Origin of the sequence: Pseudomonas sp. 91RF (assembly GCF_003576265.1) — a bacterium.
Taxonomy (GTDB): domain Bacteria; phylum Pseudomonadota; class Gammaproteobacteria; order Pseudomonadales; family Pseudomonadaceae; genus Aquipseudomonas; species Aquipseudomonas kribbensis.
The window spans coordinates 1-16,251 of the sequence record NZ_QWFC01000023.1; the positions used below are offsets into that span (position 1 = coordinate 1).

The window sequence follows — 16,251 nt, forward strand, 5'->3', positions numbered from 1 at the left end:
GATCAAGGACATCTACGACGACACCCGTTCGATCACCGAGCCGGCCGGCGCCCTGGGTGTGGCGGGGATCAAGAAGTACGTCGAACAGCGCGGCGTCAGCGGCAAGACCTTCGTCGCCATCGATTCCGGGGCCAACGTCAATTTCGACCGCCTGCGCCACGTCGCCGAACGCGCCGAGCTGGGCGAGGGCCGCGAAGCGATAATCGCCGTGACCATCCCGGAGAAGGCCGGCAGCTTCAAGGCGTTCTGCGAAGCCATCGGCAAACGCCAGATCACCGAATTCAACTATCGCTACAACACCGGCAGCGAAGCGCACATCTTCGTCGGCGTGCAGACTCACCCGGAAAACGATCCGCGCAGCGCGCTGCTGGCGAGCCTGACCGAGCAGGGTTTCCCGGTACTCGACCTCACCGACAACGAACTGGCCAAGCTGCACATCCGCCACATGGTCGGCGGGCGCGCGGCGCAGGTAGTCGACGAAGTGGTGCTGCGCTTCGAGTTCCCGGAACGTCCGGGCGCGCTGTTCAACTTCCTCAACAAGCTCGGCGGGCGCTGGAACATCTCGATGTTCCACTACCGCAACCACGGCGCGGCGGACGGTCGTGTGGTCGCCGGCCTGCAAGTGCCTCACGACGAGCGACATCTGGTTCCCGCGGCGCTGGCGGAAATCGGCTACCCGTACTGGGACGAAAGCGACAACCCGGCCTATCAGCTGTTTCTTGGCTGAGCGGCTACGCTGATGGGCAGGCCATAAGGAAATTCGACAATGGAAACGTTAACTGCCCTGAAAACGGCGCACATGGTCGCCACCGTGGTTCTGCTGGCGAGTGCGCTGGGACTGGGCGTCTGGGTTTTGCTGGCCCGGCGCAAGGGTGATGCGACGGCGGGCAGCCGCACGTTGCAGCGGCCACGGGTGTTTGTCTGGCTACTGATGGGCCTGGCGCTGCTGAGCATGCCGTTCACCGGCTGGTGGATGGTGCATCTGGTGGGCTGGCCGCTGGGGCAGACGTGGATTCTGGCCTCCAGCGTGCTGTACACCGTGGCGGCGCTGGCGTGGTTCTGGCTGCTGGTGCGCTTGAACCGCTTGCGCAAGACGCCGGGCGGCGTTGGCCGGTTCAGCTTTGCCCTGGCGTTGTTCAGTTTTGTCTGTTTTGTCGCGATTGCCGGATTGATGGGCGCCAAGCCGGTTTAAGGCCTGGTATCGAGTCGACCCCAATCGCGAGCAGGCTCGCTCCCACAGGGAATTTGTGTGCGACACAGATCCAATGTGGGAGCGGGCTTGCCCCGGGCGGCGTTCCGACGAAGGCGTAGTCAGTCGCGCAGACTGATCACCGGCCAGCCACGCTTCTCAGCCTCGGCCCGCAGATTCGGATCCGGGTCGACTGCCGCCGGATTCGCCACCTGCTCCAGCAGCGGCAGGTCATTCATCGAGTCGCTGTAGAAGTAGCTGTCTTCCAGCGAATGCCCGGTCTCTTCCAGCCAGCGGTTCAGGCGCGTCACCTTGCCTTCGCGGAAGCACGGCACGTCGGTGCTGCGGCCGGTGTAGCGGCCGTCCTGCATCTCGCACTCGGTGGCGATCAGGGTTTCAACGCCCAGGCGCACGGCAATCGGTGCGGTGACGAAGCGGTTGGTGGCAGTGATGATCACCAGTTTGTCGCCGGCATCGCGGTGCTTTTTCAGCAGCTCGACCGCTTTTGGCAGCATCAGTGGCTCGATGCAGTCGCGCATGAAGTCGCTGTGCCATTGCTCGAGCACGGCCATGTCGGTGCGGCCGAGGATTTCCAGGCAGAAGTTCAGGTACGCGGCGTTATCCAGTCTGCCCGCCAGGTAATCCTGGTAGAACTCGTCGTTGCGCGCCTTGTAGGCGATCGGGTCGAGGAAGCCGCGTTCGCACAGATAGTCGCCCCAGGCGTGATCGCTGTCGCCGCCCAGAAGGGTGTTGTCCAAATCGAATAAAGCCAGGCGCATTGCAGTTACCCGCTGAAAAGTCAGTAAAAAGGCCACAAGAATACGGTCTTTTCACAAGAGTGCACATAAGCTCGGAACCTTCGTTGCCGCCTTCACAAGCTTTGTGGAACAATGCGGCGACATGCGTTTGCGAGGTTGTTGCCGTGATCGACCCCGATGGTTTCCGTCCTAATGTCGGGATCATTCTGACGAATGACGCCGGACAGGTGCTATGGGCTCGCCGTATCAATCAAGATGCCTGGCAGTTTCCACAGGGAGGAATCAATCCCGAGGAGACGCCGGAAGACGCCTTGTACCGCGAGTTGAACGAAGAAGTGGGCCTGGAACGCGAAGATGTTGAAATTCTCGCCTGTACCCGAGGCTGGTTGCGCTATCGTTTGCCGCAACGTCTGGTGCGAACCCACAGCCAACCGCTGTGCATCGGCCAGAAACAGAAGTGGTTTCTCCTGCGCCTGATCTCCAACGAGCAGCGGGTGCGGATGGATTTGACCGGTAAACCGGAGTTCGATGGCTGGCGCTGGGTCAGCTATTGGTATCCGCTGGGCCAGGTGGTGACATTCAAGCGCGAGGTGTATCGCCGCGCTCTCAAAGAGCTTGCCCCGCGCCTTTTAGCGCGCGACTGACGACGGAGTTCGACCCCGAGCCATGCTCAATACGCTGCGCAAGATCGTCCAGGAAGTTAACTCCGCCAAGGATCTCAAGGCGGCGTTGGGGATTATTGTGTTGCGCGTCAAAGAGGCCATGGGCAGCCAGGTCTGCTCGGTCTATCTGCTTGATCCCGAGACCAACCGCTTCGTCCTGATGGCCACCGAGGGCTTGAACAAGCGCTCGATCGGCAAGGTCAGCATGGCACCCAACGAAGGTCTGGTCGGCCTGGTCGGCACGCGTGAAGAACCCTTGAACCTCGAAAATGCCGCGGATCACCCGCGCTACCGCTACTTCGCCGAAACCGGCGAGGAGCGCTACGCCTCGTTTCTCGGGGCGCCGATCATTCACCACCGCCGCGTCGTCGGCGTGTTGGTCATCCAGCAGAAAGAACGCCGCCAGTTCGATGAAGGTGAAGAAGCCTTCCTCGTGACCATGAGCGCGCAGCTCGCCGGCGTAATCGCCCACGCCGAGGCCACCGGGTCGATCCGTGGCCTGGGCCGTCAGGGCAAGGGCATCCAGGAAGCCAAGTTCGTCGGTGTGCCGGGTTCGCCGGGCGCGGCGGTCGGTACGGCGGTGGTCATGTTGCCGCCAGCCGACCTCGATGTCGTGCCGGACAAGTCTGTCGACGACATCGATGCCGAAATAAGACTGTTCAAGAAGGCGCTTGAAGGCGTGCGCGCCGACATGCGCAACCTGTCGACCAAACTGGCCACCCAGTTGCGTCCCGAAGAACGCGCGTTGTTCGACGTGTACCAGATGATGCTCGATGACGCGTCCCTCGGTAACGAAGTCAAAACCGTGATCAAGACGGGTCAGTGGGCCCAGGGCGCGCTGCGTCAGGTGGTGACCGACCACGTCAACCGTTTCGAATTGATGGACGATGAATACCTGCGTGAGCGGGCGTCGGATGTGCGTGACCTCGGTCGCCGTCTGCTGGCCTACCTGCAGGAAGACCGCACGACCAACATGGTTTTCCCCGACAACACCATCCTGGTCAGTGAAGAGTTGACCGCCACCCAGCTCGGCGAAGTGCCGGAAGGCAAGCTGGTGGGGCTGGTCTCGGTACTGGGTTCGGGTAACTCCCACGTCGCGATCCTGGCCCGGGCCATGGGTATTCCGACGGTGATGGGTGTAGTCGACTTGCCGTACGCCAAGGTCGATGGCATCCCGATGATCGTCGACGGGATCAAGGGCGAAATCTATACCAACCCGAGCGAAGTGCTGATCAAGCAATTCGCCGACGTGGTGGAAGAAGAGAAGCAACTGGCGCTGGGCCTCGATACCCTGCGCGACTTGCCGTGCGTGACCCTCGACGGTCACCGCATGCCGCTGTGGGTCAACACCGGCCTGCTGGCGGACGTGGCGCGGGCGCAGAAGCGTGGGGCCGAAGGTGTCGGCCTGTACCGCACCGAAGTGCCGTTCATGATCAACCAGCGCTTCCCGAGCGAGAAGGAACAACTGGCGATCTACCGCGAGCAGCTCGCCGCGTTCCACCCGCAACCGGTGACCATGCGTACGCTGGACATCGGCGGTGACAAGGCGCTGTCGTACTTCCCGATCAAGGAAGACAACCCGTTCCTTGGCTGGCGCGGGATCCGCGTCACCCTCGACCACCCGGAAATCTTCCTGGTGCAGACCCGTGCGATGCTCAAGGCCAGCGAAGGCCTGAACAACCTGCGGATCCTGTTGCCGATGATCTCCGGCATCCATGAGCTCGAAGAAGCGTTGCACCTGATCCATCGGGCCTGGGGCGAAGTGCGCGACGAAGGCACCGATGTGCCGATGCCGCCGGTGGGCGTGATGATCGAGATTCCGGCGGCGGTCTACCAGACCAGAGAACTGGCGCGGATGGTGGATTTCCTGTCGGTGGGTTCCAACGACCTCACCCAGTATCTGCTGGCCGTGGACCGCAACAACCCGCGTGTGGCCGACCTCTACGACTACCTGCACCCGGCGGTGCTGCAAGCCTTGCAGATCGTCGTGCGCGACGCCCATGCCGAAGGCAAGCCGGTGAGTATCTGCGGCGAGATGGCCGGTGACCCGGCGGCCGCGGTGCTGTTGATGGCGATGGGCTTCGACAGCCTGTCAATGAACGCCACCAACCTGCCGAAGGTGAAGTGGATGCTGCGTCAGATCAACCTGAGCAAGGCGAAGGATCTGCTGGCGGAACTGATGACCATCGACAACCCGCAAGTTATCCACAGCTCGCTGCAACTGGCGCTGAAGAGTCTCGGGTTATCGCGGATGGTCAAACCGCTCTGAACAGAAGATCGCAGCCTTCGGGCTGCGATCTTCAGAGATTGATCTCCACTTCCCCCAGATGCCCGCCATACGGCCCGAAACTGCGCTCCACCATCCGCCGCGTCCCGTCCGCCTGCACGATCAGCGCCGTACTCGCCCGGGTCCCGTAACTCTGGCTGGCAATAAACACACTCGACAGCAGCGACTCGGTCGCCAGCCCCACGCCGGTATCCGGCAGCTCGGCAAACGGCGCCGTCTGCGCATCCCCCAGCAACGCCAGCAACCGCTCGGGCTGCGGATCATCCAGCACCGCACTCAATGCCGCCTTGGCCTTGAGCAGTTTCGGCCACGGCGTATCCAGCCCCGCGTTTGAAAGTCCATAAATGCCCGGCTGCAGCATCACCGGTTCCGAAGACCGGGCGTTGAAATGCCACAGCTCGTTGGCATTGCCCAGCAGCAGATTGAACCCGGCATACTCCGGCGAGCGGGCGACAACGTCGGACAAATAGTCATCGATCGACAGGTTTGCGGTCAGAAATCCCGCCACCAGTTCGCCCCGAGAGCGCCGGGCCGGAGGCTGATGCGGATCGCGGATGTTGGTCAGCGCGGCAAAGCGGCCGTTGGCGCCGAGGCCGAGCCAGGTGCCGCCGGCCTCCAGATCCCGTCCGGCATGAACCTGTGGCGACTCGGGCCACTGGGCCAGCGGCAGGCTGGGCCGGGCGTAGAATTCGTCACGGTTGGCCGCGACGATCAGCGGCTGGGCGTGCCCGGGCCGCCAGGCGAAAACGATCAGGCACATAAGGTGGTCCTTGTGTGTTTTCTGCCCACTCTACGCAGACATCGTCCGTGCATCCATCGCCAGTGGAGCCGAAGGCCATGCATCCGTTACCATGCCGCTCCGGTTTTGGGATGCGCCTCTGGAGGCAGTCATGGAATTTCTGCTCTATCTGGCGCTGGGTGCCTGTGCAGGCGTACTGGCGGGGCTGTTCGGGGTTGGCGGCGGGATCATCATCGTCCCGGTGCTGGTGTTCAGTTTCACCTTGCAGGGTTTCGATCCGTCGATCCTGACCCACCTGGCCGTCGGCACGTCGCTGGCGACGATCATCTTCACCTCGGTCAACGCCGTGCGTGAACACCATCGACGCGGGGCGGTGCGCTGGCCGATTTTTGCCTGGATGACTGTCGGGATCCTGCTCGGTGCCGGTTTCGGCGCGCTGACCGCTGAAGCGATCTCCGGGCCCAACCTGCAGAAGATCATCGGTGTGTTCGCCCTGGTGATCGCGGCGCAGCTGGCGCTGGACGTCAAACCCAAGGCCAGTCGAACGGTGCCGGGCAAACTTGGTCTGACCGTGGCCGGCAGTGTGATCGGCTGGGCGTCGGCGATTTTCGGCATTGGCGGCGGCTCGCTGACCGTGCCGTTCCTGACCTGGCGCAGCGTGCCGATGCAGCAGGCCGTGGCGACCTCGTCGGCCTGTGGCCTGCCGATCGCTTTGGCAAGTGCAATAAGTTTCATGATTCTGGGCTGGCATGATCCATTGCTGCCGGCCCATAGTCTCGGGTTTGTGTATCTGCCGGCGCTGCTGGGCATTGCGCTGACCAGCATGGTGTTCGCCCGGATCGGCGCGCGGCTGGCGCACAAGTTGTCGCCGAAGTTGCTGAAACGGCTGTTCGCCGCTTTGCTGTTCTGCGTGGGGCTGAGCTTTCTGTTCTGAGGCGTCTGTTCCGAGCAGGCCACAATCCTGGCTTAATCCTGAGGTGGCAGCGTCGCCCGGGAATTTTGAAGATTTGAACTCTAACGAGGAGTCGCAATGCTGCCTTACCCGCAGATCGACCCGGTGGCCCTGGCCATCGGTCCGCTGAAAATCCATTGGTACGGCCTGATGTATCTGGTCGGCATCGGCGGTGCGTGGCTGCTGGCGTCGCGCCGGCTCAACCGTTTCGACCCGACCTGGACCAAGGAGAAACTCTCCGACCTGGTGTTCTGGCTGTCGATGGGCGTGATTGTCGGCGGGCGACTGGGCTATGTGCTGTTCTACGATCTGAGCGCCTACATCGCCAACCCGACGCTGATTTTCGAAGTGTGGAAGGGCGGCATGTCGTTCCACGGCGGCTTCATCGGCGTGATGCTGGCGGCGTTGTGGTTCGGCAAGCGTAATGGCAAGTCGTTCTTCCAGCTGATGGACTTCGTCGCGCCGATGGTGCCGATCGGTCTGGGCGCCGGGCGTATCGGCAACTTCATCAACGCCGAGCTGTGGGGCAAGGCCACCGACGTGCCGTGGGCCATGGTGTTCCCGCCGTTCAGCGACCCGGCGCAACTGCCGCGTCACCCGTCGCAGCTGTATCAGTTCGCGCTCGAAGGCGTCGCGCTGTTCCTGATCCTCTGGCTGTTCTCGCGCAAGCCGCGTCCAACCATGGCGGTCTCGGGCATGTTCGCGCTGTTCTATGGCATCTTCCGTTTCATCGTCGAATTCGTCCGCGTGCCGGACGCGCAGCTGGGCTACCTGGCCTGGAACTGGCTGACCATGGGTCAGATCCTCTGCGTACCGATGATCATCGGCGGGCTGTTCCTGATCTGGCTGGCCTACCGCCGTGCCCCGTCGGCGCCGGTTGCCCCGACAGCTTAAATATTCGAACCCCGGCGCAGTTCGCCGGGGCTCAAGGACACAGGTAACTCATGAAGCAATATCTCGATCTGGTGTCGCACGTCATCAACAACGGCACCAAACAGGCCAACCGTACCGGCGTGAACACCATCAGCTTTCCGGGCGCGATGCTGCGCTTCGATCTGCAGGAAGGTTTCCCGGCGATCACCACCCGCAAGATGGCCTTCAAATCGGCCATCGGCGAGATGTGCGGCTTTCTGCGTGGCGTGAACAACGCCGCCGAATTCCGTGCGCTGGGCTGCAAGGTCTGGGATCAGAACGCCAACGAAAACGCTCAGTGGCTGGCCAACCCGTTCCGTCAGGGCGAAGACGACCTCGGCGAAATCTACGGTGTGCAATGGCGCAAATGGCCGGCGTACAAGCAGATCCCGCTGAGCAACACCGCCGCCATCGAACAAACCCTGAGCAACGGCTACAAGCAGATTGCCCAGGGCGAAGAAGACGGCCAGGCCTACGTGGTGCTGTACAAAGCCATCGATCAGGTGCGCCAGTGCGTCGACACGATCATCAAGGACCCGGGCAGCCGCCGCATCCTGTTCCACGGCTGGAACTGCGCCCAGCTCGATGAAATGGCCCTGCCGCCGTGCCATCTGCTGTACCAGTTCCACCCGAATGTCGAGACCAAAGAGATTTCTCTGACCCTCTACATCCGCTCCAACGATCTGGGCCTGGGCACACCGTTCAACCTCACCGAAGGCGCCGCGCTGCTGAGTCTGATCGGTCGCCTGACCGGCTACACGCCGCGCTGGTTCACCTATTTCATCGGTGATGCCCACGTCTACGAAAACCACCTCGACATGCTCAATGAACAGCTCAAGCGCGAGCCGTTCGCCATGCCGAAGCTGAAGATTTCGGATCGTGTGCCGGAGTTTGCCAAGACCGGTGTGTACCAGCCGGAATGGCTGGAGCTGGTAGAGCCGAGCGACTTCTCGCTGGAAGGCTACGAGCACCATGCGCCGATGACTGCGCCGATGGCGGTCTGAAGCACGGGTGATCAAAACACTGAGGGAGCCAAATGGCTCCCTCAGTCGTTTCCGGGGTTCTTAATGGCCGTGACTGCGGCCCACATGCGAATGCTCGACTTCCGTCGCCACAACCCCGCCACTCACCTCCAGCCGCTGCAGGATCCCGCACTGATCCGCCTCCGGCCCTTCGCCACAACGCTGGCGCAGGTCGAGCAGTTGCGTCTGCAACGCCAGCAACCCGTCGATCCGCGCCTTGACGTGCTGGATGTGCTCGTCGATCAGCGCATTCACGCTCTCGCACTGATCCTGCGGGCTGTCGCGCAAGGCGAGCAGGCTGCGGATTTCTTCGAGGGTCATGTCGAGGGTGCGGCAGTTGCGGATAAAGGTCAGGCGCTCGGCGTGGGCCTGGGTGTAGACGCGGTAGTTGCCATCGCTGCGGGCCGGCTCCGGCAGCAGGTTTTCGCGCTCGTAGTAGCGGATGGTTTCCACGGCGCAATCGGTCTGTTTCGCCAGTTCTCCGATCTTCATGACGGCAATCTCCAAAAGGGTGCTTGACCCTATAGTGGCTACAGGGTCTTTACTTGGCAACAGGCACCTTCATGGACGCGACCAATGAGCGATTCCCAGCACACCCACCCTCACACCCACAAACCGGGCGACGGGCACGATCACAGTCATAAATTGCAGCCTGTGCATAAGCATTCCCACGGCGGCGATTCCTGCTGTTCATCGAAAGCCGCTGCGCCGGCGCTGGTACAACTGAGCGAAGCGAAAAGCGCCGACGCCCGGTTGAGCAGTTTTCTCATCGAAGCAATGGACTGTCCGACCGAGCAGACGCTGATCCAGAACAAGCTTGGCAAACTGGCCGGGATCCAGCAGCTGGAGTTCAACCTGATCAACCGCGTGCTCGGCGTGACCCACAATCTGCCGGATACTGCGCCGATCATCGACGCGATCAAATCCCTCGGCATGCAGGCCGAGCCACTGGAAGCGGGCGTTGATGCCCCGGCCGCCGCCCCGGTGAAAAAACACTGGTGGCCACTGGCGCTGTCCGGCGTCGGTGCGCTCGCTGCCGAAGTGATCCACTTCACCAGCGCCGCGCCGACCTGGGTGGTGGCGATCATCGCGCTGATCTCGATCCTCAGCGGCGGCCTGACCACCTACAAGAAGGGCTGGATCGCCCTGAAGAACCGCAACCTCAACATCAACGCCCTGATGAGCATCGCCGTGACCGGCGCCGTGTTGATCGGCCAGTGGCCGGAAGCGGCGATGGTGATGTTCCTGTTCACCGTGGCCGAGCTGATCGAAGCGCGCTCGCTGGACCGCGCGCGGAACGCCATCAGCGGTTTGATGCAGATGACGCCAGAACAGGCGACTGTGTTGCAGGAGGACGGCAACTGGGTCGAGCTGGATGTGAAAAGCATCGATCTCGGCGCCCGGGTGCGGGTGAAACCTGGCGAGCGTATCGCGCTGGACGGTGAAGTCGTCAGCGGCAGCACGACCATCGATCAGGCGCCGATCACCGGTGAAAGCCTGCCGGTGGAAAAAACCGTCGGTGATAAAGTCTTCGCCGGCACCATCAACCAGGCCGGTTCGCTGGAATACACAGTGACCGCAGCGGCCAACAACTCCACCCTGGCGCGGATCATCCACGCCGTGGAACAGGCACAAGGCGCACGGGCGCCGACCCAGCGCTTCGTCGATCAGTTCTCGAAGATCTACACCCCTGTGGTCTTTGTTCTGGCCCTGGCCGTGGCGATCATCCCGCCGCTGTTCATGGGCGCTGCATGGTTCGACTGGATCTACCGCGCTTTGGTGCTGCTGGTGGTCGCGTGCCCGTGCGCACTGGTGATTTCCACCCCGGTGACCATCGTCAGCGGCCTCGCGGCGGCGGCGCGCAAAGGCATTCTGGTCAAGGGCGGCGTGTACCTGGAGGGCGGTTTCAAGCTCGACTATCTGGCCCTCGACAAGACCGGCACCATCACCCACGGCAAACCGGTGCAGACCGATTACCTGTCCCTCGACCCGACCGCCGACGCCACGGCTCCGGCCATTGCCGCTGCGCTGGCCGGGCGCTCCGATCACCCGGTGTCGCTGGCCATCGCCAACGCGGCTGTGGATAAAGGTTTCGCGCCGCTGGTTGTGGATAACTTCGAAGCCCTGGCCGGGCGCGGTGTGAAAGGTGAGGTCAACGGCCAGGCCTACCATTTGGGCAATCACCGACTGGTGGAAGAACTGGGCCTGTGCTCGCCGCAACTGGAAGAAAAGCTGTTCGCGCTGGAGAAACAGGGCAAGTCCGTGGTGTTGCTGCTCGACAGCTCCGGCCCGCTGGCATTGTTCGCCGTGGCCGACACCGTCAAGGAAACTAGCCGCGAGGCGATCCGCCAGTTGCACGATCTGGGCGTGAAAACCCTGATGCTGACCGGCGACAACGTCCACACCGCGCAGGCGATTGCGGCGCAGGTCGGGATCGATCAGGCCAAGGGCGACTTGTTGCCGACCGACAAATTGCAAGCCATCGAAGACCTGTATGCGCAGGGCCGACGGGTCGGCATGGTTGGCGACGGCATCAACGACGCACCGGCACTGGCTCGGGCGGAGATCGGTTTTGCGATGGCGGCGGCCGGCACGGATACAGCGATTGAAACCGCCGATGTCGCCCTGATGGACGACGATCTGCGCAAGATTCCGGCCTTCATCAGTCTGTCCCGCAACACGGCCAGCATCCTGAAACAGAACATTGCGTTGGCACTGGTGATCAAGGCTATCTTTCTTGGGGTAACCTTCGCCGGGCTCGCCACCATGTGGATGGCGGTGTTTGCCGACATGGGCGTGAGCCTGCTGGTGGTGTTCAACGGTTTGCGCCTGTTGCGCAAATAGAGGAAGAGGGACGGTTGTGCTGAGTGCCGAGCTGAAAGCGTTTTACATGGTGGCCCGCCTGGGCAGCATCACGCTGGCGGCGAAGAAGCTTGGACTCAGCCAACCGACCGTGACCACCCAGATCCGCAATCTGGAAAGCCAGTATTCGGTGGAGCTGTTCTATCGTGGCGGCCGACGGCTGAGTGTCAGCGATGAAGGCGCGCGGCTGCTGCCGATGGTCAAGGCGTTGTTGCAGCAGGAGGCCGATATCGAATTCTTCCTGCGTAACAGCGGTCAGGTGCAGGGCACGTTGCGCATCGCCGCCACGGCGCCGTATTACATCCTCGATCTGGTGAAGACCTTCCGCGAGCGCCTGCCGCAGGTGGAGGTCTCAGTGGAAATCGGCAATTCACAGCAAGTGCTCGAAGCGCTGGAGGATTACCGGGTGGATGTCGCGGCGTCGTCGCAGTTGCTCGACGATGCGCGGCTGATCCGCCGGGTGCTCGGCAGCGATCCGCTGGTGCTGGCGGTGCATCGCAATCATCCACTGGCGGCGCACGACCATGTGACGCTGAACGCGCTGGCCGGGCATACCCTGTTGATGCGCGAGCCGGGCTCGACCACCCGTCGCCTGACCGAAGAGTTGCTGGCCGGTGCCGGGGTCAGTTTCGGGCCGTTGCTGGAGATCGGTAGCCGCGAGTCGATCCGCGAGGCGGTGCTGCGCAACATCGGCATCAGCATCATTGCCCGTCAGGAAGTGCCGCACGATCCGCAGTTGCGGGTGCTGACGCTCGAGAATGCGCCGCAGATTCCCGAATACCTTTACTGCCTGAAGGAACGCAAGAATGCGCGCTTGCCGGCGGCGTTTCTCGGGCTGGCGCAGGAAATGTCTCCGGCCTGATCAACCCAAATCCCTGAATACCACTATCGGTCGATTTTGCCTCGTTGCCATATGACCGACGCATTACAACTCTAGGATTCGTCTCATCTGCTTGATGAGGCCTGTCCATGAACCCTGCAATCGCAACTGCCCTGACCAACCCCGGCGCTCCGATGAAAGTGCGCGGCGTGCAGAAGCGCTTCGGCGCCTTCACAGCGCTGGATAACGTCTCCCTCGATGTTGCGGCCGGTGAGCTGGTGTGCCTGCTCGGCCCGTCGGGCTGTGGCAAGACCACGTTACTGCGCTGTATCGCCGGTCTGGAGAAGCAGGACAGCGGCGAGTTGTACCTCGGCGATCGCGACGTTTCCCACCTCGCGCCGCAGGCCCGGGACTACGGCATCCTGTTCCAGTCCTACGCGCTGTTCCCCAACCTGACCGTCGAAGCGAACATTGCCTACGGCCTCGCCGGCAGCGGTCGCGATGAAGTGCGCCGTCGCGTCGGTCAGATGCTGGAACTTGTCGGCCTCAGCGGCAGTGAGAAAAAATACCCGGGCCAGTTGTCCGGCGGCCAGCAGCAACGTGTGGCGCTGGCCCGTGCCTTGGCGCCGGCGCCGTCGCTGCTGTTGCTCGACGAACCGATGTCGGCCCTCGACGCCCGGGTCCGCGAGCATCTGTGCACCGAGCTGCGCCAGCTGCAACGCAACCTCGGTATCACCACCCTGATGGTCACCCACAATCAGGACGAAGCCATGCTGATGGCCGACCGCATCGCCGTGATGAACAACGGCAAGGTCGAGCAGTACGCCACCCCGCAGGAAATCTACAGCCGCCCGGCCACGCCGTTCGTGGCCGAGTTCGTCGGCCAGGGCAACTGGCTGCCGTTCCAGCGCAGCAGCGACAGTCACGCCAAGGTCGGCGGGATGAACCTGCGTCTGGCCGACGGCAGCGTCCACAGTCCGTCGGGCCGACTGTTCTGCCGCCCGGAAGCGATCAACGTCAATCCGCTGGTGCACGAAGAAAACCTGTTCCCGGCCAAGGTCCGCGAGATCACTTTCCTCGGCAACCGCTGCCGCATGAGCTTCGAGCTCGATCAATTGCCCGGTCATGCCTTGCTTGCTGAACTGGCGCCGGAAGCCATGCCGCGCCTCGGCGCCCAGCAGATCATGGTTGCCTTGCCGCCACGCAGCCTGCAGGTGTTTGCCTGATGAACAGCAACCTCGCACTGCCGCTACCGCAAAAGCAGGCGCGGCAGGTGTCCGGGGCCGAGGTCGGCGACCGGATCTTCGTCCTCGGCGGCAAACTCCTGCTGCTGGTGCTGCTCGGTGTGGCGGTGCTGTTGCCCTTGCTGGCGATCTTCTGGCGCGGCTTCAGCAGCGAAGCCGGGCAGGGCGGTGGCTGGCTTGCCGCCAAGGAACTGGTGACCAGCGACAACTTCCACTGGTTGCTTGGTAACAGCCTGAAAGTTTCCCTCAGCGTCGCGGCCATCGTCGTACCGCTGGCCTACCTGTTTGCCTACGCCTTGCAGCGCACGTTGATTCCGGCAAAAGGCATCTGGCGCGGGATTTCGCTGCTGCCACTAATGGCGCCATCGATGCTGCCGGGGATTGCGCTGGTCTATCTGTTCGGCAACCAAGGCATGTTGCGCGGGCTGCTGTCGGACAACATCTACGGCTTCTGGGGGATTGTTCTGGGTGAGGTGATCTACACCTTTCCACACGCCTTGATGATTTTGCTGTCAGCCCTGTCGCTGGCGGATGCGCGACTGTTCGATGCTGCGTCGAGCATGGGTGCCAGTCCGGCGAAGGCCTTTCGCAGCATCACCTGGCCGGCAACCCGTCAGGCTGTGTTCGCCGCGTTCTGCCTCGTCTTCACCCTGACCATCACCGATTTCGGTGTGCCGGTGGTGGTCGGTGGCGACTATCAAGTGCTGGCGCTGGAAGCCTACAAAGCAGTGGTCGGCCAGCAGCAATTCGGTCGCGGCGCCTTGATCGGCATGGTTCTGCTGCTGCCGGCACTGTTCAGCTTCGGTGTCGATGCCTGGCTGCGTCGTCGTCACGGCGACTCCATGAGCGGCCGTGCCCAGGTGTTCAAACCGGCGCCGTCGAAGAAGCGCGACGCCTGTTATCTGGCCATCGTCCTGCTGATCAGCGCGGCGTTGCTGCTGGTGTTCGGCATGGCGGTGTTCTCGTCGCTGGTGAAGTTCTGGCCGTACAACCTGTCGCTGTCGCTCAACCACTACCAGTTCAACGAGACCGCTGGAGGTGGCTGGCTGGCCTACGGCAACAGTCTGAAAATGGCGCTGGGCACGGCGTTGATCGGCAGCGTGCTGATCTTCACCGGTGCCTACCTGATGGAAAAGACCCGCAGCCAGCGCGGGCTGAATCTGACGCTGCGCATGCTCAGTTTCGTACCGATGGCGGTGCCGGGGCTGGTGCTGGGTCTGGGTTATGTCTTCTTCTTCAACCTCACCGGCAACCCGCTGCACGTGCTGTACGGGACCATGACCCTGCTGATCGTCTGCACCATTGCTCACTATCTGACCACTGCGCAGATGACCGCCACCACCGCGTTGCGTCAACTCGATGCCGAGTTCGAAGCCGCCGCGCTGTCGCTCAAGGCGCCGCTGTACCGGCATTACCTGCGGGTCACCGTGCCGATCTGCCTGCCGGCGCTGCTGGACATCGTGCGCTACCTGTTCGTCTCGGCCATGACCACCGTGTCGGCGGCGATCTTCCTCTACAGCCCCGACACCATCCTCGCGGCGGTGGCGGTGCTGAACATGGATGACGCCGGCAACGTCGGCGGCGCGGCAGCGATGTCGACCCTGATTCTGTTCACCTCGGCGGGCGTGTCCTTGCTGCTGGCGTGGGCTTCGCGCGGCTTGCTGCGCCGTTCCCAGGCCTGGCGGCAAACGGCGCCCGGCCACTGATCCACGACTTGTCCCTTTAGCCTCAACTCACCTACAGGAAAACGATCATGTTCAAGCCTATGGCCCTGGCCGCTGCTGTGCTCGCTACTTTCAGCCTGAATGCCTTCGCGGCAAAAACCGAGTTGACGGTGTACACCGCCCTCGAAGCCGAACAGCTGACCGCCTACAAGGCTGCGTTCGAAAAGGCCAACCCGGACGTCGAGATCAAATGGGTGCGCGACTCCACCGGGATCATCACTGCCAAACTGCTGGCCGAAAAGGATCGCCCACAGGCTGACGCGGTATGGGGCCTGGCTGCTTCGAGCCTGGCGATCCTCGATCAGCAAGGCATGCTGCAAAGCTATGCGCCGAAGGACCTGGGCAAGATCGGCGCGAACTACCGCGACGCCGCCAACCCGCCAGCCTGGGTCGGCATGGACGTCTGGGCCGCAACCATTTGCTTCAACACCGTCGAGGCCGAGAAGCAGGGCCTGACCAAACCGGTGAGCTGGCAGGACCTGACCAAGCCTGAGTACAAAGGCAAGATCGTGATGCCGAACCCGGCCTCGTCCGGCACCGGTTTCCTCGACGTCAGCGCCTGGCTGCAAACCTTCGGCGAGAAACAGGGCTGGGCTTACATGGACGGCCTGCACCAGAATATCGGCCAGTACGTTCACTCCGGTTCCAAGCCTTGCAAACTGGCGGCCGCTGGCGAATTCCCGATCGGGATTTCCTTCGAATACCCGGCCGTTCAGCTGAAACGTCAGGGCGCGCCGCTGGACATCATCCTGCCGAAGGAAGGCCTGGGCTGGGAGATCGAAGCGACTGCCGTGATCAAAGGCACGCCGCATGAAGAGGCCGCGAAGAAACTGGCTGACTTCTCCGCCAGCGTCCCGGCGATGGATCTGTACAAGGAAAACTTCGCCGTCCTCGCCCAACCGGGCATCGCCAAGCCGCAGACCGAACTGCCGGCCGACTACGAACAGCGCCTGATCAAGAACGACTTTGCCTGGGCTTCGAAGAACCGCGACGAGATCCTGACCGAATGGCGCAAGCGCTATGACGGCAAGTCCGAGAAAGTCGCTGCCAAGTAAGATCTTCATCGACTGACAGGGGCCT

General features: G+C 62.6%; 14 protein-coding genes and 1 pseudogene. 12 read left to right on the forward strand and 3 right to left on the reverse strand.

What is annotated here, in order from left to right; translation table 11 throughout:
* Together DXT77_RS09845 and DXT77_RS09850 are read left to right on the forward strand one after the other, a co-directional pair.
* Nucleotides 1-727 (forward strand): annotated as a pseudogene (locus DXT77_RS09845) (threonine ammonia-lyase, biosynthetic); the annotation flags it as partial.
* Between the two features lie 39 nt (nt 728-766).
* Nucleotides 767-1,192, forward strand: coding sequence for a DUF2269 domain-containing protein (locus tag DXT77_RS09850; RefSeq protein WP_119427503.1), 426 nt, complete (start codon nt 767-769; stop codon nt 1,190-1,192).
* 119 nt (nt 1,193-1,311) lie between these two features.
* Here the strand turns inward: DXT77_RS09850 and DXT77_RS09855 are convergent, their stop codons facing one another.
* Nucleotides 1,312-1,968: an HAD family phosphatase gene (locus DXT77_RS09855; RefSeq protein WP_119427504.1), complete on the reverse strand. Its 657-nt coding sequence runs from the start codon at nt 1,966-1,968 to the stop codon at nt 1,312-1,314.
* A gap of 143 nt (nt 1,969-2,111) precedes the next feature.
* Here DXT77_RS09855 and DXT77_RS09860 point away from each other — a divergent pair, with 143 nt between their 5' ends.
* Together DXT77_RS09860 and ptsP are read left to right on the forward strand one after the other, a co-directional pair.
* Complete coding sequence (locus tag DXT77_RS09860) at nt 2,112-2,591, forward strand: RNA pyrophosphohydrolase (protein WP_003229203.1); 480 nt, start codon at nt 2,112-2,114, stop codon at nt 2,589-2,591.
* Between the two features lie 22 nt (nt 2,592-2,613).
* Nucleotides 2,614-4,878, forward strand: a complete 2,265-nt coding sequence (gene ptsP / locus DXT77_RS09865) for a phosphoenolpyruvate--protein phosphotransferase (protein ID WP_119427505.1) — start codon at nt 2,614-2,616, stop codon at nt 4,876-4,878.
* A gap of 31 nt (nt 4,879-4,909) precedes the next feature.
* Here the strand turns inward: ptsP and DXT77_RS09870 are convergent, their stop codons facing one another.
* Nucleotides 4,910-5,656: an NRDE family protein gene (locus DXT77_RS09870; RefSeq protein ID WP_119427506.1), complete on the reverse strand. Its 747-nt coding sequence runs from the start codon at nt 5,654-5,656 to the stop codon at nt 4,910-4,912.
* A 130-nt stretch (nt 5,657-5,786) separates the two neighbouring features.
* On the opposite strand from DXT77_RS09870, the gene DXT77_RS09875 reads away from it, so the two are divergent.
* The 3 genes from DXT77_RS09875 (at nt 5,787) to DXT77_RS09885 (ending at nt 8,503) form a co-directional block, all read left to right on the forward strand.
* On the forward strand, nt 5,787-6,569 hold the full coding sequence (locus tag DXT77_RS09875) for a sulfite exporter TauE/SafE family protein (RefSeq protein WP_085709026.1): 783 nt from the start codon (nt 5,787-5,789) through the stop codon (nt 6,567-6,569).
* Nucleotides 6,570-6,665: 96 nt separating this feature from the next.
* Nucleotides 6,666-7,481 (forward strand): prolipoprotein diacylglyceryl transferase, encoded by an 816-nt coding sequence (lgt, locus tag DXT77_RS09880; RefSeq protein WP_065258902.1) that lies wholly within the window; start codon nt 6,666-6,668, stop codon nt 7,479-7,481.
* A 50-nt stretch (nt 7,482-7,531) separates the two neighbouring features.
* Nucleotides 7,532-8,503, forward strand: a complete 972-nt coding sequence (locus tag DXT77_RS09885) for a thymidylate synthase (RefSeq protein ID WP_011336420.1) — start codon at nt 7,532-7,534, stop codon at nt 8,501-8,503.
* Between the two features lie 60 nt (nt 8,504-8,563).
* On the opposite strand, the gene cadR is transcribed toward DXT77_RS09885, so the two are convergent.
* Nucleotides 8,564-9,013, reverse strand: a complete 450-nt coding sequence (cadR, locus tag DXT77_RS09890) for a Cd(II)/Pb(II)-responsive transcriptional regulator (protein WP_064600182.1) — start codon at nt 9,011-9,013, stop codon at nt 8,564-8,566.
* A gap of 84 nt (nt 9,014-9,097) precedes the next feature.
* Here cadR and DXT77_RS09895 point away from each other — a divergent pair, with 84 nt between their 5' ends.
* The 5 genes from DXT77_RS09895 (at nt 9,098) to DXT77_RS09915 (ending at nt 16,226) form a co-directional block, all read left to right on the forward strand.
* Nucleotides 9,098-11,365, forward strand: coding sequence for a heavy metal translocating P-type ATPase (locus DXT77_RS09895; RefSeq protein WP_119427507.1), 2,268 nt, complete (start codon nt 9,098-9,100; stop codon nt 11,363-11,365).
* A gap of 16 nt (nt 11,366-11,381) precedes the next feature.
* A complete protein-coding gene (locus DXT77_RS09900; RefSeq protein ID WP_119427508.1) occupies nt 11,382-12,245 on the forward strand; it encodes a LysR family transcriptional regulator in 864 nt (287 codons plus the stop codon).
* A gap of 107 nt (nt 12,246-12,352) precedes the next feature.
* Nucleotides 12,353-13,429 (forward strand): putative 2-aminoethylphosphonate ABC transporter ATP-binding protein, encoded by a 1,077-nt coding sequence (locus DXT77_RS09905; protein WP_119427509.1) that lies wholly within the window; start codon nt 12,353-12,355, stop codon nt 13,427-13,429.
* On the forward strand, nt 13,429-15,153 hold the full coding sequence (locus DXT77_RS09910; RefSeq protein ID WP_119427510.1) for a putative 2-aminoethylphosphonate ABC transporter permease subunit: 1,725 nt from the start codon (nt 13,429-13,431) through the stop codon (nt 15,151-15,153). Before DXT77_RS09905 ends, DXT77_RS09910 begins: the two co-directional genes overlap by 1 nt.
* Nucleotides 15,154-15,200: 47 nt before the next feature.
* On the forward strand, nt 15,201-16,226 hold the full coding sequence (locus DXT77_RS09915; protein WP_119427511.1) for a putative 2-aminoethylphosphonate ABC transporter substrate-binding protein: 1,026 nt from the start codon (nt 15,201-15,203) through the stop codon (nt 16,224-16,226).
* The last annotated feature ends 25 nt before the right edge of the window (nt 16,227-16,251 follow it).

What these genes read in the sequence shown, in the direction of transcription:
- DXT77_RS09910 (WP_119427510.1), top strand. Translation starts at nt 13,429, where the DNA reads ATGAACAGCAACCTCGCACTGCCGCTACCGCAAAAGCAGGCGCGGCAG.
- DXT77_RS09895 (WP_119427507.1), top strand. Translation starts at nt 9,098, where the DNA reads ATGAGCGATTCCCAGCACACCCACCCTCACACCCACAAACCGGGCGAC.
- DXT77_RS09915 (WP_119427511.1), top strand. Translation starts at nt 15,201, where the DNA reads ATGTTCAAGCCTATGGCCCTGGCCGCTGCTGTGCTCGCTACTTTCAGC.
- DXT77_RS09855 (WP_119427504.1), bottom strand. Translation starts at nt 1,968, where the DNA reads ATGCGCCTGGCTTTATTCGATTTGGACAACACCCTTCTGGGCGGCGAC.
- DXT77_RS09885 (WP_011336420.1), top strand. Translation starts at nt 7,532, where the DNA reads ATGAAGCAATATCTCGATCTGGTGTCGCACGTCATCAACAACGGCACC.
- ptsP (WP_119427505.1), top strand. Translation starts at nt 2,614, where the DNA reads ATGCTCAATACGCTGCGCAAGATCGTCCAGGAAGTTAACTCCGCCAAG.
- cadR (WP_064600182.1), bottom strand. Translation starts at nt 9,013, where the DNA reads ATGAAGATCGGAGAACTGGCGAAACAGACCGATTGCGCCGTGGAAACC.
- DXT77_RS09850 (WP_119427503.1), top strand. Translation starts at nt 767, where the DNA reads ATGGAAACGTTAACTGCCCTGAAAACGGCGCACATGGTCGCCACCGTG.
- DXT77_RS09875 (WP_085709026.1), top strand. Translation starts at nt 5,787, where the DNA reads ATGGAATTTCTGCTCTATCTGGCGCTGGGTGCCTGTGCAGGCGTACTG.
- DXT77_RS09870 (WP_119427506.1), bottom strand. Translation starts at nt 5,656, where the DNA reads ATGTGCCTGATCGTTTTCGCCTGGCGGCCCGGGCACGCCCAGCCGCTG.
- lgt (WP_065258902.1), top strand. Translation starts at nt 6,666, where the DNA reads ATGCTGCCTTACCCGCAGATCGACCCGGTGGCCCTGGCCATCGGTCCG.
- DXT77_RS09905 (WP_119427509.1), top strand. Translation starts at nt 12,353, where the DNA reads ATGAACCCTGCAATCGCAACTGCCCTGACCAACCCCGGCGCTCCGATG.